This is a genomic window from Pseudomonas sp. B21-015 (assembly GCF_024749285.1).
Classification (GTDB): domain Bacteria; phylum Pseudomonadota; class Gammaproteobacteria; order Pseudomonadales; family Pseudomonadaceae; genus Aquipseudomonas.
Map to the genome: position 1 here is coordinate 2,495,922 of NZ_CP087196.1, position 13,750 is coordinate 2,509,671.

The following is a 13,750-nucleotide window of genomic DNA, read 5'->3' on the forward strand; positions in this document are numbered from 1 at the left end:
TCTCGGCGCCACGCTGTTTTCGTTCGTAATGAAGCCTATTCACGGGAGCCCGCCATGAGCGACGATCTCAAACCGCCCACCCTTGCCACCTGGCAGCGGCTGTTCGACGACAAAGCCTACTGGCAGCAATCTCCCGACGCCCATTACGCCGAACTGCTGCGCATCGCCGATGATCTGCTCGGGCAGGGCGCCATCGACCTCGATCAATGGCAGATCCTCAAAACCAAGGCCGATCAATCCCATAAAGACTCGCCCGCCGTGAACGTCGCCCACGAAGTCGACGATCCCGAAGCGTGAGGAAAACTCCATGAATCCCACACCGGCCACCCCCTCGGAAAACCCCGACGAACCCCGGCCACTAGGCGAAGTCGAGCGTGACAACGACGCCCTGCGCCCCACCGATCCAACCCGGCGCAAGGAAAGCGGCAAGGGCACAGACAGCGGAGAATCCACCGCGCAAGAAACCGCGGACACGCTCTGAGCGGGCGTCTATGCAGGCGAAATGAAAGATCTGAACGTAGAACAGAGCATTGTGGTGATTGATACCGATAGGTTGAATATCACCTGCCAGCATAAGCTGATCATTATTTGTACGAATTGATGATCCGTGTGCAAATAGGGGCAGAAGAACAAGCTTGAATCAATGAGTTGTGAGAACTTGTATCTGATTTTTTAGCAAAGATTTACGAAATATTACGTGTAAATTTTCATGTTTATATTGAGGACATATCGGCCAAACTCTATTAAAATCCTTCCCGTTCGCCCGGTGTCAGGGCTCTTTACCGGTGCATGGATTGCCAGGCCATTACACTGGGCGAACACCTTTTTTGGGAGACGGTATTTAAAAGTTTCGGATATAAAAATGGGCGACCTTTGGGGGCGCCCATTTTTATTGGTTGGGTTAAAGCGGTGCCCGAGCACCTCAACCGGTGAATTGAAATTGCCCCTGGATTGAGATCTGAAACGCAAGGTGGTATGGCATCGATGATGCATTGATCAATATTGATACTCTCCGATACAGACATCTCTTCAGATCGAGCAGAGAACGGAGAGTAGCTGAGCACGGCTTGCCGAGAGGGCAGAAATCCTTTAGTGGTCGAAGGAATAGTCAATCGTTATGGCAATATCAAAGCAAAATAATAGCTGGTTTAACCGGATATCTATTGGCGTACTGGCAGCTTTGCTGTCGGTCGGCGCCGCTAAAAGTTTCGCAGAAGATAAGGACGTCAAAGAAATGCAAAATATTCAGTTTCGAAAGGTGATCGACCTCAGCCATATCATCAGCACGTCCATTCCACTTTGGCCTAACGACCCACCGGTGACATTCGATGTGGTGGCCTCTCAGGAAAAAGACGGTTATTACCTGCGGCGTTTCAGCATTGGCGAGCACAGTGCGACCCATATGAACGCGCCTAATAGTTTCCATCCCAATGCCATTGGTATTGATGCCTATAAGCCAGCGTCCCTGGTTCGACCGGCCGTCATGATTGATATTCGAACTCAATCCCGGAACAACCCGGACTATGTGGTTGGCATCCAGGATATTGAGCAATGGGAACAGGCTAATGGGCGCATCGACCAGGGTTCTGTTGTGTTGTTTTATACGGGGTGGCAAGCCCTGTGGGACGATCCCAAGCGCTTTATCAACGAGGATGCAAGCGGCCCGCACTTTCCCGGTGTGGGTGCTGCAACGACAAAGTTTCTGCTTGAAGAACGCCAGATAGCCGGTGTCGGTATCGATACACATGGAGCGGACCCAGGGCAGAATACGGTGTATGCCACCAACAGCCAAATCCTGGCGAAAGAGGGCATCGTCCTGGAGTGCCTGACTAACCTCGATCAGCTACCCGCGAAAGGCACGACACTGGTCATTGGCGTGCTTCGACTGAAAGAGGGGTCGGGCTCTCCTGTTTCCGTAATGGCGTTTGTGCCCTGAGTCCATTTCAATTTGAAATAGTATCAACTATCGGCGTGCTGGCCTGGAGCCGCTGCCGGTAGTTGGCTGCCCGCTGAAGCACTCGAGTCAAGGCCTGAAAGTTCGCCGGTTTGGTTAAAATGTCATTGGCGCCGGCAGCCCTGAAACGTTCTATCTCGCTCGAAAAAACGCTCGCGGTGAAAGCAACGATGTAGCATGTATCGCCCAGCGGTAGTTCGCGGATTTTACGGATGGCCTCTAGCCCGTCCATGACAGGCATGTTGATATCCATAAAAATGATATCTGGGTTCGATGTCATACACTCATTGACGGCCTCCAGGCCATCTGACGCAAGGTCGGGTGTGTAACCCAACATCTCCAACATCGCAATGGCCACTTTCTGACTTACGGGATGGTTCTCCACCAGCAGGATATCGAGCGGATAATCTTCGGCAAACGATGAGTCGAAACCAACCGCTGCATGATCGTCCTCGAGGGGTAGTTCCGAGACTGAAAAAAGCGCCATGGGGAGTGAGAAGGAGAACGTCGATCCGACGCCAGGCTGACTGGTAAAGGATAAAGTCCCCTGCTGCGCCTCGACCAGATTTTTGCAGATGGAAAGACCGAGCCCACTCCCGGTAAAGCGTTGACTGACCGATCCTTTAAACTGAGCAAAGGGCTTGAACAGACTGTCTTGCCGTTCCGTGGGAATACCTATGCCCGTATCACGTATGGAGAAGTCGAGTCGGGCTCGAGCGCCGTAACCGCTAGTCTTAACCACGAGCGATACTGTTCCGGTTTCAGTGAATTTGACCGCATTGCCCAGCAAGTTGATCAATATCTGGCGAAGGCAATCGGTATCGGTTTTGACCAAGGGCGGTACGTCCGGTGAAACTTGGGCCTCAAGTACTATTGGCTTGTCCTGAATGTTTTGCCGGATCATTTCAATACTGGATGCAACCAGTGTTCTCACGTCGAATACACGAGGCTTTAACTCAAGTTTTCCCGCTTCGATTTTTGCAAGGTCGAGAATATTGTCGATAAGAGACAGCAGGGTTCGCCCGCTCGTATGAATCGTTTCTAACAGCCTGCTTTGATCTGGGTTGAGGGCGGACCTAGCCAGCAACTCGGTCGCACCGATGACACCGTACATCGGCGTACGGATTTCATGACTCATGGTGGCCAAAAATCTGGTTTTTGAACGATCAGCGTCCTCGGCGGCATTTTTTGCCTGATTCAACACCTGTTCGTTTATTTGCAGTTGCTGCAGATGAGCACGCATGCGCAACAAGTCGATCACGAACAAAAGACTAAAGGCGAAAAATACCAGAATGGCCAGGATGATATGGTGCAGGGAGTCCTGATTAAGTTGCTGGTAGTAATCCGTCAAGATCATCTCCGCACCCGCAACATAAATCGTACCGTCCTTCGATTTCATTGGAACGAAGACAGCGCGAAAGTCTCCCCAGTGATCCGAGTAGTCGATCCAGGTGGGTTCGGTGCGCTCAAAACTGTCGAGCAAAGCTTGACTGGCATCCGGGTAGGGATCGAAAAAGCGTACGAAATTCTTCTCCAGGATCTCTTTTTCCGATGCGCTGGAGCTGACTAGATAAGCCTCGCCCGAGCGTTTGACCACACTGTAGATAAAGGCAGTGCCCATGGATTTGTTGAACCTGGAGAGCCGCTGAATGGCATCCTGATCTTCCGCTTCGGTTTTTGACTGTTTGTCGATCAGATTGTCATGGTAGCGGTCGCCAAGAATGGCCGAAGCCCCCAACGCGGCATGCAGCAGCTTGTTATTAACATTGTCAGTGAGAATGCCTTGAGTCTCGACGTAGAGGTAGTAGATATAGCCACTGACACCTACGATGTAGACCAAAAGTAACGCCCATGTTTTCCGTTTTAGTTTGAACATAAATCACAGCCTCCATACTGTCTGCCCAAGCATAGGGTGAAGGCGTGCTGAAGACCATTGTTGTTTTCCCTGTTTTTAGATGAGGATGGTGAGGATTTACTTGATCGAATAGACAGGTTTTTTGGTTTTTTGTTTACCATGTTGAGTCGTTTTTTGGATTGATCAGAAGTTTAAAGACAGTTTTTAACAAACTCTTGCGAAGTGCTGCGTGCATAAGTCTGGGAGGCGATGTTTAAAAGTTTCGGACACAAAAATGGGCGACCCTACCCTGCGTCGCCCATTTTTATTGATGATTTAAAGTCGCGCTCGCAACCGCCGTCCGACCACATCCAGCAAATCGCAGCCATCGCGCAATGGGATTACCAATACCCGCGCAAACTCTTGCAACAGCGCAGCATCACCACCAAACACCTCACCCAGGGACAGCGCTTCCAACAGTTGAATGACACTGCGAATGCGATACGCCGCCGTATCGTGCAACACATCGATAGGCGCTTCAGTGTCGATCAGCAGGGAAGGGATCGTGCAGTCAATGCCGGTAATCGGCATGTATCGAGTCATGGCTGCACCTCCTCAGCGTCGGACACCCCACCGGGTGGATCGAGATTATCCAGCGCCCGGTTTACCAACAACTCACCCAGCACGGCCAATTGCTGAATCGATAGCGCCAGGCTGCGGTGCGAGCCTTCGAGCTCACAAGCAAAGTCGGTGGTCAGCACATTCAGGATTTTTGGGGTTGCGGAGGCGGGCGCTGACGGCGCGTTGGGTGGCTTGGCTGAGTTCAATGGGATCGAGGGAGTCGGGTGGAAATTTTTTCATCGTGAAGCTCCTGAATCAACGGAGCCGCAAAGCGGCATTTGCATGCCTTGATCGTGTTCGGTCTGTCAAAACCGGTCGCTACCGGGCTTGATCATGAGCAAGTGGTCCATTCGTTGATTTCGACATTGCTCGACGAACCCCAATGCGCTATCTGGTTTTTCCAGATACCGGTTGAAGCACGCTTTTGAGATTTCGTAGTACTCCTCGTAGTCGACGAGGTGGTTGCTGACCGGGATTGACAGGTAGAACTTGCCGGACGTTTCTTCGTGTCCGATGCTGAAGTATTCCGTTTTGTTTGTGAAAATATTATTAAGTTTCATCTGGATACCAAACCCTGTTTCAGGGGCAAAGGGCAGATTACCAATCACGAAGATTTGAATGAATCTGCCGCATTGCGTTCGATCATCTAGTTAAAGGAGTTCAGACCTCTTTTCTCCACGCGGAAAAAGTGATGGCTGTTCCTTCTTCCTCGTTATCCTTAATCTCGATCTTGTAGGTGGCACCACCTGCAACGCCTTCAATCAATGCCTTTTCATCGTTCGCACTTAACTCGGCTCCCTTGGCATTCTGTTTGTAAAACTCGACGACGTCGGAGAACTCGGTATAGGTTTTCAGCATGACCTCGAAATCATGTCGTGGCCGGCCTGCCAATTCGTCGAAGTCACCGTAAATCGGTGCGCCTTTCATGCCTGGTGTGGTGTACACGCCATCGACGCCAGCGCCCGCCAGATGGGCATTCTTTGGAAGCAACGGGAGCATCGCCTTCGGGAAGTCGGAAGGCAATTGCGAGGCGTTCCAGGAGTCTTTTTGCGGGTCAGTGGTGATGTATTCGACCGTGGCAATTTTTTGCGCTCGAGCACGTGTTTCGGGATCTTCACTTTCGGCCCAATACGCAATCAATGGCGGCAACTGTTTGCTCCAGACAATGATTGGGTCAGCATCGCTCTTCTTGGCGCCTTTCGCCTGGAAGATAGTCAGCACAGTTTCTGGGCCAGGATTGCAGGACAACGACTCTGTGCGTGATTTGACGGTACAGTGCCCATTGACCAGCCCAACAGCGATCAACTGCCCCTTGTCGTCCAACAACAGTGCGGCGCGCTCGTCGCCGTGGTTACCATCATCCATGGCCGTCAGCATTTTGCGTCCGGCAGGTACACCTTCCTCAAACGTCGAGAACTCTGAATCAAGGGCATCTAGCACTTGCGTCACGATCAACGAGTCATCGTTGGTGTAGCTGCCTGTCGCATAACCGATGAAGTCAATCAAGGCGGCGCGTATCGCCGGGTCTTCGTTGAGCTGTGGCGGTCGTGCAGGGGCGGGGTCATTGGTGAGCAGCAACACAGTTGTACCGTCTGCGCGCTTTTCTGATCGAAGTGACAGCGCGGCAGCGTCAAGAGAAAGGGTCAATGCCAAAAGCATGGCGAATGGTCGTGCGATGGTAAACAAGGGTTCATTCCTTTGTTGAGTGGTGATCCAGTTTCTTTGGGGGTGACTTTTTGATGGCAATGCATCAGAAGCAAAAGGGAAGCAAAAAGAGGACACACATTAGTTTTTAATATCGACGAACTCTGAGCGAGCCCACCTTCTCGATCAACGCTAAGGTAAATGCCTCCTCCGACGTGAACTTCAGTGTTTCCAGCCAGCTCATAAACCACTCGACGTCCAGTGCCGCGAATATCGTAAGCCACTCAGCTTTTTTGCCTTCACAGGCGGGTACTGCGCTCCCACTCAGCCCATGACCCTTGCCTTCAAAAAACAAAAAATAGTCATCGTCGTAGCAGTAGCCGATCAATTTTGGCCAGTCAGAGCTGTGGGGGTGCTCCGGTACAAGATCCCTTTCGGCAATCACATAATAACTTCGGACTTTGTGGAGCTGTAGGGGAAGACGGTAGGCAGAAAGCCAGATCAGGCATTGAGTTGCTCTATCGGCGGCGTCCATCCAAGTCGATACTTTCTTGTCCAGCTCAGTAAGTGTCCCTGCGGTGCCCTCGCGATAAAACATTAACCAACCTTCTCGTCCTTCATTGATTATTTGGTAGGTATGTCCATGACCTTCGACGGTCAGCGACCAGCAGCCGAAATATGCTCGCTGGTCCGAGAACTCGGTGACGGTGAATCCTGCACGTTGAACAGCATCTTGCAAATCGGGATAAGGCAATTGGCATACTCCTAGCAAAAGTCCAAGTTCGCACTTTGAGTTTTGCGTCACCTCCGTGAGATGGGGAGGCTGGCTAGATGATTCTCAGATCTATTTTTATGAGCGCTTAGAAAATAAATCTGTCCACTTTTCTTTCTGTGCGTAATAAATATGTCGTTTTTAGCGTTTGGTTATGGTTTTTTGCTGGGTTTGTTTTTTAGAACTATGGATGACGACTTCACTTTCAAGTTGGTGTCCGGAAATAAAGTCAGGTAATTCTGCTGCTCTGTGAGCGAAAGATGAGTGTTCCATTTTTTACTGTGTTTACTTGGCTTGTTGTTGGCTTGGAATGTTGTTTTCGTATTTTGTTAGGCGCTCTAGAAGTACTTTCATAAAGTCTCGATGGTCTTCGATTTTATCATTGAGATATGTACTTAGTTTGTCGAAGATGAAAAGTAAGTTTCGCAAGCTTGATAGTTCAGGGGGAGGCTTCATTTTTAGTAATCCGGGTACGATGTAATTAACTTTCCGTTGGCGTCTAAGTGTGTCACTGCTTTAGTTTGTGTTCCAATTTCAGTGTTCCTTTTTTGTACCCTTCACCAATTTTTCGACCCGTGTCGATTGGTTTACCCGCCAAATCGGCATCGCCAGTTCTGCTGAAGATTTGTAGCGCTCGATTTATCGCGTTCAGCTGATCACGATGGCTTGTGTAGCGTGTTGCAGCACTAGGTAATTTTGCTTGCCCTGCTTTTTTACCTTTATTGTAGGTTTCTATCACACCTGTCGTTGGGTTTCTGCCAGTGCTTGCTCTTTCGTATTGAGATTGTAGAGTCGTCTGCGCACCACGCTTTTCAAGGAAGTGGGCTCCAAGTGTAGCAGCTTCCTTTTTTTTGCAGTTCTTTGTGGGCATTCGCTTGCGCGAGCTCATTGATTCGAGCTTGCCTCTCTGCTCGCGTCATCTGCCTTGTTGGCGCTGCTGTTCGCGGCCTGCGTTGAACTGGTGCGTGGTCAGGCGCGAGCCTTTGAGGTCGATGCTGCTCAGCTGACCGTCGCGTTGGTGGTGGTAATCAAGCTTGCTGCCGTCGGGAAGACGGCAGTAGCTCAGTTGGCCGAGGTTGTCGTACTCATAACGCAAGGTGCCCCAGCCTTAGCGGCGTAGATGTCTGGACGTTCTTCTTCCAGCCATTGCATCAGGTTGCCAATCAGGGTCGAGGGGTTTTGTTTCGTGAGGCTGTCGTGATGATCAGGTAGAGGCGTTCACCCGGCAGTAGCGGGGTTTCGGATAACCAGACCTGTGGATTGGTGTTTTCAGATTTCACAACAGCCGTCCTTGATGAGTGAATCTAAAAACTCATATCCGCTTCAATATTTTCTTCGTAAGTCGAGAGCAACTTCTTAACGCTTTCGTTTCCAGAGTATTTTTCTTTCAACTGCTTCAGTTTTTGATCTGTGCCCTTGCAGTATTTATTGACATTGCTGATGACACGGCTGAGGTTGTCCGGGTCGGCGGGGTCCCGTTCAGGAATATCTCCGCGCAAAGAATCACAGTTGTCTCTGTTTTTGATGTAGCCGGAGACGTCGGTCGGAACGGACTCAGCATTTTCCGTTTCGCAAGAATTTGACGTTGGCTCTGCATCGTAACCTAGGCTCAAATACAAGTGACCGTTCAAACTCCCATTTTTTCTCGAGAAGAGATGAACGCCTTCTTGACTCAAACAGGTGCTGATAGTTGTAGCTTGGTCCTTGATCTCAACGGCTGAGACGCCGATTTCAGTTGCATTTTTACCAACTACAGCTATGCCGATGAAAGGCGCTGTGTATTGAATGTCAAGCCCATAGGTGTGCATGTCGGATTCGTTGAGCAGGTCCATTGCATCGTTCTGCTGCTGTTTTTCTCCAGTTGTCTTTGTTAACTTGCAGCAAGCAACGGTTCCATCCTGAGGGAATTGGACTGAAAAGACTTCGGTGCTTGAAATATTCTGGGTTGTATATAAATAAGTTTGCCCGTCTGGATTGTTTTTAACGAATCCAAATCCAGTGTGTTGGGCAAGTGCTGACCCTGAAAAAACAGTCAGAATGATGAGGAGCGTATGTTTAATGTTCATCGGTTGACCAATGTGGAGGGCCGAAAACAAGCTTTTTAACTCCATATGTAGTACCTGCTGGGTTCAAGTTTCTTATAGCCAAAAGGGGGCAGATTTATTTTTCATGCCATGAAAATAAATCTGTCCCCTTTCTTTGCATTTTTGCTTTGAAACGTTGAGGTGAGTTTTGTTAATTTTTTAGGAAGTTCTCTTGGTGTGAGCTGATTTGGATGTTCTTTTGCTACACTGCACCATCGTTATGGTATGCCTTAATATTTGCTATGGTAATGTTTTTTGCATTGCATGTGGCTGTACATGAATTTCCAAATCCAAGTGTGACTTTGTAGTTTGAGCCATCTTGAGTAACGGTTATAGTGGTGGGGCCGCTGAAATTGAAATTTTCCACATTGAAATTTTCTACATTTATTATGTAAAGCTGGAATTCGTACTCGTAATAATTTTTTTCCAGCCATTTCTTAGGGGCGACTGCTGGCTCTACTTGGCTGCATAGTTTTAAACATATAGAGTTTCCGTCCAGCATGACGTAAGAAGTGTGCATGCTGGTAGGGGAGTAGTCTTCTCCAAAAATAGAAGTCCACTGTTTTTTATTCGGTATTGATGATGTCCACATTTTAGATTACTCAAGCACGTAATGATTGGCCACACTTTTGAGGTGGAATGTTTTAGTTTGATGCAGACAAAGGGGGCAGATTTATTTTCATGCGCATAGAAAATAAATCTGTCACCTTTTCTTTCAATGTTGGCGGCGTGCTAGTCCGTGAATTTTAAGTGAAGTTGTCAGCGCCCCAATAAAATTTAAAAGGCTCTGAATTTTAAGGAGCGAAAACCTAAATGTGAGATTAATTGGCCTTTTTGGGTTGCGTAAAAAATATAAGTTGGAGGTGAAGTTGTCTATTTTTTTAACCATATCTTCTTGAATGTATTGGTTTAACTCTGATTCAACTGTGGCGACGTTTGTGTATTTTGCATATTTTTCTGGGGATTCGCATGCATAGTTGTACAAGCGCCATGCGTCGAATCCATCGGTTCTTCCATTTGGCCCGAAATCGAAATCCACACAGTGTTCTGGGTATTCGATCATGCATCCGTTCCCATGTAATTGATAGCTTGCACTCTTAAAGATCTCACCTCGTTGAGCAATTTTTTTGTCATGCCATAATTGGTGTAGTGATCTCGAGCCGAATTTGTCTTCAAGCAACTGCAGTGAAGTTTCTACGGCGCTTAAAAAATAAAAAATTTATGATTCCAGATCCTTGTTAATCATCTTCTGGGTCGCTCCAGTCTATCGTTACCAACATACTTTGCCGGCTCTAGTGTATCTTCGATGGTGACGTAATTTTTGTTTCCATACTCTTTTAAATCGGTTTGAGTCTGATGCTTGCCGGAGTATGAGTTCGCCGTGCTGCCGCCGCTCGACGATGTCCATCTATTGTATGAATAGAAAATATATCTGTCCCCTTTTCTATTTCTCTCTTTTAGTGCCGTTTTGTACCTGCGGTGCCACTGACTCTCTAGCCAAAACGAGATAAATTATTTTTATGTCTGTCCCCTTTGTAGTTGTTGTAATAATTATGTAGATCCGTCGTTGTGGTAGGCTTTTATGTTGGAAATAAAAATTCCTTGCGCCTGATAGGTTGCTCGGCAGGTATCAGGAGTTTTTATTTTTACATCGTATTGAGTGCTATTTCTTTCTATTGTTAAGTCAATTGTGTCATGAAAATTAAATTGGCTTATTGCTACTGTGCTGATGTCGTTAAGCGTTAAATCAAATTCAAATTCATTGTATCCGTTTTTATCCATTTTTCAGGTTGTCTATTGCCCTCCAATGGACTGTACAGCTTTAGTGTTATGGCGTTATCCCTGAAGATCGCATAAGTAATGTTGAGCTTTTTTTGGTGTGTAATTATCGCCAAAAATAGACAGCCATTGTTTGTTGTTTGAGTAAGTAATCCACGTGTTGGGGTGTTGCTATAAAGTATTCATGTAAGCAGAGGGGCCACATAGTAGTGGGTGTTTTGTTGTGAATTCGATCAGTGATTCGTTGTTTGAAAGGTTAATTGTATAGATGTTGTCTTGATATGAAATTTTAACCGCTAATTTTTTTCGGGTAGGAATATTTTTTATTGTCAAGTTTTCGATGTTGCTGCAGTTTAGTCCAGTCCTGCATGTGTTGAATCCGGACTGTTTCCATTTTTCTGGTGGTATGTCTGGGTACTCAGGAATATCAAACTCTAGAGTTATAGTTGGTCTGCTGTTGTCGATACTTATTGAGAATAGTTCGACTTCTCCAATGGCAATCGCAGATGTGAAAATCCTGTTAAAAAAATTGCTTCCATCAAGCTCGTTCCAAGAGTTCATCTCTTTATTCCTTAAAATAGTAGTGATCTTTCGCGCCGAGCACTTTACCTGTTCTAGTGTTTTCAATGGGTCTCAAATTGAAATGCGCTTTCTGATCGCCTTTATTCCCAGATTCGTGATATTGATGCCCTGCGGAGTGGTCTTGGATGATGACTTTAGAACCGTCCGCGCGCGTATATTGATATTCTCGCGTAAGAATAGGCTTTCCTTCATTGTTTAGAATACTTTCGCCTGCTTTATCTGTCATTCGTACATATTTGTATTGTTGTGTTTTCCCCGTCGTGGGGTCGTATACAGGGTCAGGCTGCTGGGCTCTCGGAATTCCAGCCTCTGATTTTGCCTGTCTAAATGCGCCGTTGCGAGATAGCTCGGGTGGTGGAGGCTCGCTTTGTTTGCTTTCAACGGGAGTATTCTTGCTTCCTGGACAGTTAGCATTCAACCCCAACGGATCCACCCACCCCGTAGGGTTAGGCACGTATTGGTAGTTGTTCACCCCCCCCGCAAGCTTGATCGGATCCGGCGTCAAGAACCGTCCAGTACCCGGATTGTAGTAGCGATGCCGGTTGTAATGTAACCCTGTCTCGGCGTCGAAGTACTGCCCCTGGAAACGTAGGGGGTTGTCGATTTCGCTGACGTCTAGCGCGGCAAGGTTGCCGTAGGCGCGATATTTGGCCGACCACATGATTTCGCCGCTGTAGTCGGTGAGTTCCTGTGGGGTGCCGAGGTGGTCGAGTTGGTAGTAGAACGGCGCGGCTTTCAGTGGGCCTTCGCCGTCGAGCATGGCCAATGGGCGGAAGCTGCCGGGCTCGTAGATGTAGGTGCGATAGCGATTGTCGGCGCTTTCTGCGATTAGGCGTTCGCCTTGCCAGAGGAACTCAGTGGTATGGCCGTCGACAGTCTTTTCGATGCGCCGGCCGAAGGCGTCGTACTTGTAGGATGCTACGCTGCCCCCCGGCAGGCTGACGCCGATCAAACGGTGCTGGCAGTCGTAACGGTACTCAGTGACGAGTTTCTGACCGGTACCGCGACGTTCGCGGGTCAGATTGCCAAAGGCATCGTAGTCGTAATGACGGTCGCCCTGCATCAGTAGGCGGTTGCCTTTGACGTTAGCCAGGCTCGCGCTTGGTTGGTCGCCTTGGCCCAGCAAGTTACCTGCCGGGTCGTGCGCGAAGCTTTCCGGTGTGCTGCCACGAACGTTGATCAGGCGGTCGAGCGGGTCGTAGTGGTAGCTGCGGTTGCCCTTGCGGCTGTCATCGATGCCCGCGAGATTGCCGTTGGCGTCATAGGCGTAGCGGCGCTGGAATAGGTTGCGTTCCTGTTGGCTGACGCTGTGCGCTTGCAACCGACCCTGTTCGTCGTACTGGTATTGGCTGAGCAGCAGGCCTTGTTGGCGTTGCTGTTCGCGGCCGGCGTTGAACTGGTGAGTGGTCAGGCGCGAGCCGTTGAGGTCGATGCTGCTCAACTGGCCGCCAGGCTGGTGGCGGTAGTCGAGCTTGCTGCCTTCCGGCAGGCGGCAGTGTTTCAGTTGGCCGACGCTGTCGTACTCGTAACGCAGGGTGCCCCAACCCTGGTGTTCGGTGATGAGGCGGTCTTGCAGATCGTATTCGTAGGCGAGGGGCCAGTTGCCGTCGTTAACATTAACGAGACGACCGAGGGCGTCGTAGCTGTAGTGAATTTCTTCGCCGTCAGCCAGGGTTTTCACCAGCAGACGGCCAGCAGCGTCACGCTGGTACTCGGTCACCAGTTCGCTGCCATCGTCGCCGAATTCGGTTTTCTTCAGCAACCGACCGTTGAGGTCGTATTCGTAGGCGGTGCGGCGACCGTCGAACCCGGTTTCCTGCTGGATCAGGCCGTTCGGGTAGTAATCGAGGTTGTAGTGCTCGCCGCGTTCATTTTCAATCTCGGTGAGCAGCAGACGCGAGTTGTCGTAGCGGTAACGCAGCTGGCTGCCGTCGGGGTTGATGCGGCGGCTCACCAGGTGCAGGTTGTCGGCGTATTCGTAGCGGGTGATGCGCCCGAGTTCATCCCGTTCGGCGGTGACGCGACCATACGGGTTGTAGGTGAAGGCGCGGGTGGCGCCACCGGGAAGGGTGATTTGTGTCAGGCGATCAACGGCGTCCCATTGGTAATGGGTGATGGCGCCGGTTTCATCCTGACGTGTGATTTGCCGACCTAGCGCATCGTAACGATACTTGCGTTGGCCGCCGTCAGGCAGGCGTTCTTCCAGCAGTTGGCCGAGATTGTTCCAGCCCAGTTGATGACGGCTGCCGTCGGGGTGACGTATTTCCAGCAGGCGGCCTTGACGGTCATAACTGTAGTGGGTTTCGGCGCCCTGAGGATCGGTTTGTTGGGTGATATCGCCTTGACGGTTGCGCTCGTACTTCCAGCGCGCTTTACCTCGCTGGACATCAATGAGTTGACCATTGAAGTAGTTGTAACGGGTCGGTTCGTCTTCTGGCGGGACCACGGCCATCAGTGAACGAGCCCCATGAAAGACAGGA

General features: G+C 49.6%; 14 protein-coding genes and 3 pseudogenes. 3 read left to right on the plus strand and 14 right to left on the minus strand.

Going from position 1 to position 13,750, the window contains the following annotated elements:
• Positions 1-54 precede the first annotated feature (54 nt).
• The 3 genes from LOY38_RS11385 (at position 55) to LOY38_RS11395 (ending at position 1,936) form a co-directional block, all read left to right on the plus strand.
• The gene (locus tag LOY38_RS11385) at positions 55-297 is read left to right on the plus strand and encodes a hypothetical protein (protein WP_258621481.1); all 243 of its coding nucleotides are present in this window, start codon (positions 55-57) and stop codon (positions 295-297) included.
• A 10-nt stretch (positions 298-307) separates the two neighbouring features.
• The gene (locus LOY38_RS11390) at positions 308-481 is read left to right on the plus strand and encodes a hypothetical protein (RefSeq protein WP_258700093.1); all 174 of its coding nucleotides are present in this window, start codon (positions 308-310) and stop codon (positions 479-481) included.
• A gap of 636 nt (positions 482-1,117) precedes the next feature.
• Positions 1,118-1,936 carry a cyclase family protein gene (locus LOY38_RS11395; protein ID WP_258700094.1) on the plus strand — a complete coding sequence of 273 codons (819 nt, stop codon included), beginning with the start codon at positions 1,118-1,120 and terminating at the stop codon, positions 1,934-1,936.
• A 7-nt stretch (positions 1,937-1,943) separates the two neighbouring features.
• Here the strand turns inward: LOY38_RS11395 and LOY38_RS11400 are convergent, their stop codons facing one another.
• The 14 genes and pseudogenes from LOY38_RS11400 to LOY38_RS11465 all read right to left on the minus strand — a co-directional run.
• Positions 1,944-3,830 carry an ATP-binding protein gene (locus LOY38_RS11400; RefSeq protein ID WP_258700095.1) on the minus strand — a complete coding sequence of 629 codons (1,887 nt, stop codon included), beginning with the start codon at positions 3,828-3,830 and terminating at the stop codon, positions 1,944-1,946.
• Between the two features lie 294 nt (positions 3,831-4,124).
• Positions 4,125-4,391: a hypothetical protein gene (locus tag LOY38_RS11405; protein WP_258700096.1), complete on the minus strand. Its 267-nt coding sequence runs from the start codon at positions 4,389-4,391 to the stop codon at positions 4,125-4,127.
• Positions 4,388-4,649, minus strand: a pseudogene (locus LOY38_RS11410) (DUF6124 family protein). The gene LOY38_RS11405 and the pseudogene LOY38_RS11410 overlap by 4 nt, the downstream one beginning before the upstream one ends.
• Before the next feature lie 65 nt (positions 4,650-4,714).
• Complete coding sequence (locus LOY38_RS11415; protein WP_309475871.1) at positions 4,715-5,017, minus strand: hypothetical protein; 303 nt, start codon at positions 5,015-5,017, stop codon at positions 4,715-4,717.
• Between the two features lie 52 nt (positions 5,018-5,069).
• Positions 5,070-6,068: a hypothetical protein gene (locus tag LOY38_RS11420; protein WP_408980624.1), complete on the minus strand. Its 999-nt coding sequence runs from the start codon at positions 6,066-6,068 to the stop codon at positions 5,070-5,072.
• Between the two features lie 133 nt (positions 6,069-6,201).
• Positions 6,202-6,807 carry a hypothetical protein gene (locus LOY38_RS11425; RefSeq protein ID WP_258700098.1) on the minus strand — a complete coding sequence of 202 codons (606 nt, stop codon included), beginning with the start codon at positions 6,805-6,807 and terminating at the stop codon, positions 6,202-6,204.
• A 526-nt stretch (positions 6,808-7,333) separates the two neighbouring features.
• A complete protein-coding gene (locus LOY38_RS11430) occupies positions 7,334-7,714 on the minus strand; it encodes a hypothetical protein (RefSeq protein WP_258700099.1) in 381 nt (126 codons plus the stop codon).
• A gap of 33 nt (positions 7,715-7,747) precedes the next feature.
• A pseudogene (locus LOY38_RS11435) lies at positions 7,748-7,933 on the minus strand (hypothetical protein); the annotation flags it as partial.
• Positions 7,934-8,129: 196 nt separating this feature from the next.
• Positions 8,130-8,936, minus strand: coding sequence for a hypothetical protein (locus LOY38_RS11440; protein ID WP_258700101.1), 807 nt, complete (start codon positions 8,934-8,936; stop codon positions 8,130-8,132).
• 175 nt (positions 8,937-9,111) lie between these two features.
• Positions 9,112-9,501, minus strand: a complete 390-nt coding sequence (locus LOY38_RS11445) for an immunity 50 family protein (RefSeq protein ID WP_258700102.1) — start codon at positions 9,499-9,501, stop codon at positions 9,112-9,114.
• A gap of 123 nt (positions 9,502-9,624) precedes the next feature.
• Positions 9,625-10,089, minus strand: coding sequence for a DUF6896 domain-containing protein (locus LOY38_RS11450; protein ID WP_408980579.1), 465 nt, complete (start codon positions 10,087-10,089; stop codon positions 9,625-9,627).
• 371 nt (positions 10,090-10,460) lie between these two features.
• The gene (locus LOY38_RS11455) at positions 10,461-10,691 is read right to left on the minus strand and encodes a hypothetical protein (RefSeq protein WP_258700104.1); all 231 of its coding nucleotides are present in this window, start codon (positions 10,689-10,691) and stop codon (positions 10,461-10,463) included.
• A 168-nt stretch (positions 10,692-10,859) separates the two neighbouring features.
• A complete protein-coding gene (locus LOY38_RS11460) occupies positions 10,860-11,249 on the minus strand; it encodes an immunity 50 family protein (protein ID WP_258700105.1) in 390 nt (129 codons plus the stop codon).
• A 4-nt stretch (positions 11,250-11,253) separates the two neighbouring features.
• Positions 11,254-13,725: pseudogene (locus LOY38_RS11465) on the minus strand (RHS repeat-associated core domain-containing protein); the annotation flags it as partial.
• Positions 13,726-13,750 lie beyond the last annotated feature (25 nt).